The organism is Stieleria sp. (assembly GCF_041595215.1).
In the GTDB taxonomy this organism is placed as follows: domain Bacteria; phylum Planctomycetota; class Planctomycetia; order Pirellulales; family Pirellulaceae; genus Stieleria; species Stieleria magnilauensis.
Genome location: NZ_JBFHKV010000643.1, coordinates 1 through 4,951, shown reverse-complemented (window position 1 = coordinate 4,951; position 4,951 = coordinate 1). Strand labels below are relative to the sequence as shown.

Here is a 4,951-nt window from a genome sequence, read left to right as displayed (position 1 = left end):
CTGGCCGTTTGAATCAACCGTCGAGCCGGTCTCGATGTCGTTGCCACCGAAGCTGTTGGATACTCCGCAAACGCGAGTCCAGCGGTCGCGTTACTTGCAGGAAGTCAAAGATCTGGATGCCTACCTGGGCGAAGTCCGGGCATTGACCGACGAGCACATGGCGGAAGACAAACTGTTTGTGTTTTCCAGTGACCATGGAGCCCAATTCCCCTTCGGCAAATGGACGCTGTACGACGACGGCATCCGCGTGCCGTTGATCGTCACTCGTCCGGGCAAGATCCAAAAGGGAAGCCGAACGGACGCGATGGTCAGCTGGATCGACATCTTCCCGACGCTGATTGACATCGCCGGTGGAGCCATCCCCGACGATCTCGACGGACGTTCGTTCGCGGCGGTCCTTCGTGGGGACACTGATTCACATCGCAAACGCATCTTCACGACGCACAGCGGCGACCGGATGATGAATGTCTATCTGAGTCGCGCGATTCGCACCGATCGATACAAACTGATTTGGAATCCGCATCCCGAGTTTGCGTTCACCACCCACATCGATCTGCTGCTCCGCGAAACCTCTGGCGACTACTTCAAAGAGTGGACCGAGGCGGCCAAGACGAATTCACGGGCTGCCGATGTGGTTGCTCGACACCACGGCCGTCCCGAATACGAATTATTTGATTTGCAGCAAGATCCCCACGAGCAAAACAATTTGGCCGGTCGTGAGCAATTGCGTGGTGTTCAGCAGGAACTGCAAGCCGAACTCAACGCCTGGATCAAACAACAGGGCGATGGTCTGACCGTGTTCCATGAACCGCTGATGCTCGACGCGCCCGAGACGTGGGTGCCACGCCGGAATTAAACGGATCGGCTGATCAAAAGCTGGAATGACGGGCTGGAAGTCTGTCCCATCTGATCCCGCTCGTCGATCAGGGTCGCAGCAATCCCAATTCAAACCCTCTCGCGACCGCTTCGGCGCGGTCCTGAGCGGCGAGTTTAAGCAGGATCGCGGCCACATGAGCTTTTGCGGTGCGCGGCTTGATGCCCAAAATCAAGCCGATATCGGGATTGCTCATTCCTTTGCGAAGCAACCCCAGCACTTCGATTTCGCGAGAGGTTAATTGCGGTGTGGCCGAATAACTCTTGATCCGTCGTGAGACTTCGTCGCTGATACACAACTCGCCACGACCGACTGCCAGAATCGACGCAACCAATTCCGGCGGCATGGCGGTTTTTGTGATGTAACCATCAGCCCCCAAATCGATCGCGTGATGCATGTCGTGTTCCAGTTCAGAGGAACTGAGCATCAACACGCTGGCATCGGGAGACTGTTGTTTCAGCTGGCGCAGGCACTCCAGCCCGCCCATTCCCGGCATCGCGATATCCAGCAGCGTGACATCGGGACAATGCTCTTGATGGAGCGTCAACGCAGATTCCCCACTGTCCGCTTCGGCAACGACGTCGAATTCCTCACGCGCGTTGAGCATGTTCGCCAATCCGGCTCGCATCACGGCATGATCATCGACGAGAAGCAAACGAAGAGGTCGCGACGGAACAGATTCAGCCATGGCGGTGTCACTCGAAAAACGAGGGTGCTCCTCTCTGGGACTCAACGTGTGGCGTCACGCGATCTTCGGGTCGAACTCCCGCAACGGGATGTCCGCATGGATGGTCGTGCCAACGCCGCGTTGGCTTTCGATCGCCAGGGTACCGCCAAGACGCTCGATCCGTTGCTCCATTCCCTCCATGCCAAAATGTCCGTCGCTGGACGTCTTACGCGTGTTGAGGTCAAAACCGATTCCGTGGTCTCGCACGATAACCGAAACGTGATCTTGGTCGGGGGAACCGCTAAGTTCAACTTCGATGCGTTCGGCGCGGGCATGTTTGATCGCATTGTGTACGGCCTCCTGGATGACCAGCAGCAAGTTCCCCGCGATAAAATCCGCCAGGACAGGAAAACTCTCTGCGCTCTGGATGTTGATCGTCGTGTCGTGTCCCTGGACCAGTCTACGGGTCATCTGTTTGACCGAATCGACAAACGATCCTTCGGTTTGCGGCAGACAATGCAGCGCCCACACGGTGTTTCGCAGATCTTCCTGGCCGTGCTGGATCATGCGGCTGGCCGTTTCCAAATGGTCTCGAAAGGGTTTCGTTCCGGGCTGTCCACAAGCCTCGAGTTGATAGGCGATCCCCGCCAAGGTTTGCAGCAAGGTGTCGTGCAAGTTGGCGGCGAGTCGGGTTCGTTCTTGAATCGCCGCTTGGAACTCGAGTGCGACATCACGACGGTTGCGCATTTCGCGTGCGAGCTGGTCGGTTCGTTGAGCCAAGGTTCGTCGCATCGTAAACGCCCAAACGGATGCTGAGAGTGCGAATCCCGCTAAGACCAGTAGAGCATTAAACGTTCGGCGAGGGGTCCACCACGACGGAGTGCTGAGGATCAAGAGGTCATTGTGATCTCGCAGAAGCAGATCGACACGGTCCGGTTTCGCCAGACTGGCGGTCGCAACCGGAGCGGAAAAAACGAGCTTGGCAATGCCGGTCGCTTTTAATTCGGTTCCCGGCGTCAGCGGTCTCATGTCGCCGGAAAGGAACGCGGTCGTGACCGAGTCACCGCAATCGATTTGCAAGCGGTGTTGCTCCGTCGCGGATCCGACTTGAAAATCGAGTAGCCGGCCTGTCAACTGAATCAGTTGACCATCACAACTCCTCGGCGTCGTGGGTTGACCTTGGCTAAATCCCTGATGGTCTTCGATGATTTGGGAGATCGTCAATGGAACCGCAACGGGATCGTCACGTCGCCCGATTCGACGCACCACGGCACCGCGCAGCCCGGCCAGATAACGCGACGTATCGATAAAACCGGATACCTCGACGCGGTCTCCGAGCTCGATCGAGAGGGGGTCGTTGAGCCGCACCTGGATCCCGATTCCGTTTTCCTGCACGTACAGTAACAAGTCTCCGTCGTAGTACGTGACGGTGCCCTCGATGCGACGGCGATGACGCGGGCGTCCCGATGGTGTGTAACCGTCCAGATTTTCGATCGAGACTCGTTCGGCGGCAAACGGATCACTGGCCGGTTGAAGAATCCGGATGTCCTCTCGGTGGGCAATGATCAGTCGGGGACAAACGAATTCTGATCGCCAATTCCAACACACGGCCGCGATCCCCGTCAGATCAACTTCGGCATCGAGCAATCGCGAAGGCGAGTACGGTTCATCTTTGGGAACCCTGGTCACGAAGTGCCCGACGCCGGTTTCGACACGCAGCGACCACCAGTTGGACGATTCCGTGGAGATATTCTGCACGACGCCATTGACGGTGACACGCCGAAGTTCATCGGCGCCATTGAGAAACCGTGTGTTGAAGGCACGGGAGGCGGCGGGAAGCTTGCTTGTGCCCAGGATCGTGATTCGGGTGGGCAAGATCACGGGGGCAAACGCGCCGCGATCAAGGTACCCATCCAGCTCGACATCGACCCCATAATCCAGCTCGGGCAAAACACGGTCGCTGCCGAGGAGCACGCCCTCACGAATGGCATGTCCGGAACGGACCCAAATTCCGGCGGTGGAATCCTCGACGCAAAAGCTCTGCGACGCTTTGACTTTCCGTGGGGCGCTGGTAATCCCGTCACCGATCAACGAAACCGTTCCTCGGATTCGAATCGGCCGTCGTTGAATCGCCTGATCACGCGGTGTCGCCATCAAATCCGCGATCCTGCTCACCGAGGGCTCATCGGCAGCCGCGACGCTGAATCCCCAAAGACAGAGCCCGACAGGGAGTAGCCCAAGGTAGAGTAGGCCGACAAAGGTTGCGATTGGATTTGTCACGGCCACGCTTTCAGGTGCATGATCGGCAGGATAAAGCCGTCCTATGTTTGGGCGATCCCGATAGCTTAACAGGTTTTGCGTGAGCGCAGTCAAAACCTCGCCACCAGGACGGGGCGAGGTTGTCGTTGTTTCTCGATCGATGGCAACCGAACTATTGATTCAATTGCTCTTCAATCGTTTCGCCGGATGCCTTGGTTCCCAGAGCCCCCCACAAACCATAGGGGCTCACTTGTCCGGGACTCCGCGGTCCGGTTTGGCCTCGGCGAACGGCACCGGCGTGACGATCCCCGGCCTCGACCGAATCCGTCATGAAAACGACCGCACCATCGCACATCAGGACATGGGCTCCACCTTGGTGGTTGCTGCTCATCGGCATCGTTCCGGAGTTGTCGATCCACTGGCCGACACAAACTTCGCTGTTGGGCGGAAGCACGGTGAAGACTTGCGTGCAGTGGGCTCGCAAGTTGGCCCAGTTGGCACCGCGCGAGGAACGGTTGTTGTGGGCGAGTTCGACCGGGGTGGTGCAATCGGGCCCGCCGTTGCACCAGAATTTTGGCCGATCCGGATCGATCTCGTTTGCATCGGCACAGTACGACGGATTGTTGTTGACCCACTGTCCGCCTCGCCGGACCCAAGAGGCGGCCGCTCGGATATCGCGGTTACCCAAGTCCGTGATGATCTCACCCATCGCGATGGTGTTGGACAGGCCATCGAGAACGTCGCGGAACTTGGCCACTTTGCGCATCATGAAGACACCGCGAGAGACCGAATTGAAGTTCTGCACGGCACCCGAACTGTTGGGAGTCAGGTCGCCGCGTTTGTAATTGCTGATCCACTGTGAGGGAGAGTCGCCCATGCACGAGGCGTAATTGGTGCGGCCCAAAGCCGGCAAGCCGATGCCGGGGTCACTGGGACATCGAAGCGTCGGGATTTCGGTGGCCCAGGGAATGTAGCCCGGGTTGGCTGAAAAGTTTCGCGGATTGGGTCCCATGGCTGGCCAACGCGGCGGGTTCGTCAGTCCGGTCGTCGCTGGCGGCGGTGCGCCCGTGACGGTCTTGGGATCCGGGTTGGAAATCTGACTCCACAACGCTTGCTGCTCGAAAAAGGGAGTCATCGCAACCAACGGGCTT

The 4,951-nt window shown here is 58.3% G+C and carries 4 protein-coding genes; 1 reads left to right on the top strand and 3 read right to left on the bottom strand.

The genetic code is table 11. The features are described from left to right. Positions 1 to 856, top strand: an 856-nt coding sequence (locus ABX749_RS21685; RefSeq protein ID WP_372897819.1) for a sulfatase/phosphatase domain-containing protein, incomplete at its 5' end; no start/stop codon positions are given. Positions 857 to 923: 67 nt separating this feature from the next. On the opposite strand, the gene ABX749_RS21680 is transcribed toward ABX749_RS21685, so the two are convergent. The 3 genes from ABX749_RS21680 to ABX749_RS21670 all read right to left on the bottom strand — a co-directional run. Beyond that, the gene (locus ABX749_RS21680) at positions 924 to 1,562 is read right to left on the bottom strand and encodes a response regulator (RefSeq protein ID WP_372897818.1); all 639 of its coding nucleotides are present in this window, start codon (positions 1,560 to 1,562) and stop codon (positions 924 to 926) included. A gap of 54 nt (positions 1,563 to 1,616) precedes the next feature. After that, positions 1,617 to 3,716, bottom strand: a complete 2,100-nt coding sequence (locus ABX749_RS21675) for a sensor histidine kinase (RefSeq protein WP_372897817.1) — start codon at positions 3,714 to 3,716, stop codon at positions 1,617 to 1,619. 256 nt (positions 3,717 to 3,972) lie between these two features. Next, a partial coding sequence (locus ABX749_RS21670; RefSeq protein WP_372897816.1) for a DUF1559 domain-containing protein occupies positions 3,973 to 4,951 on the bottom strand: 979 nt, incomplete at its 5' end.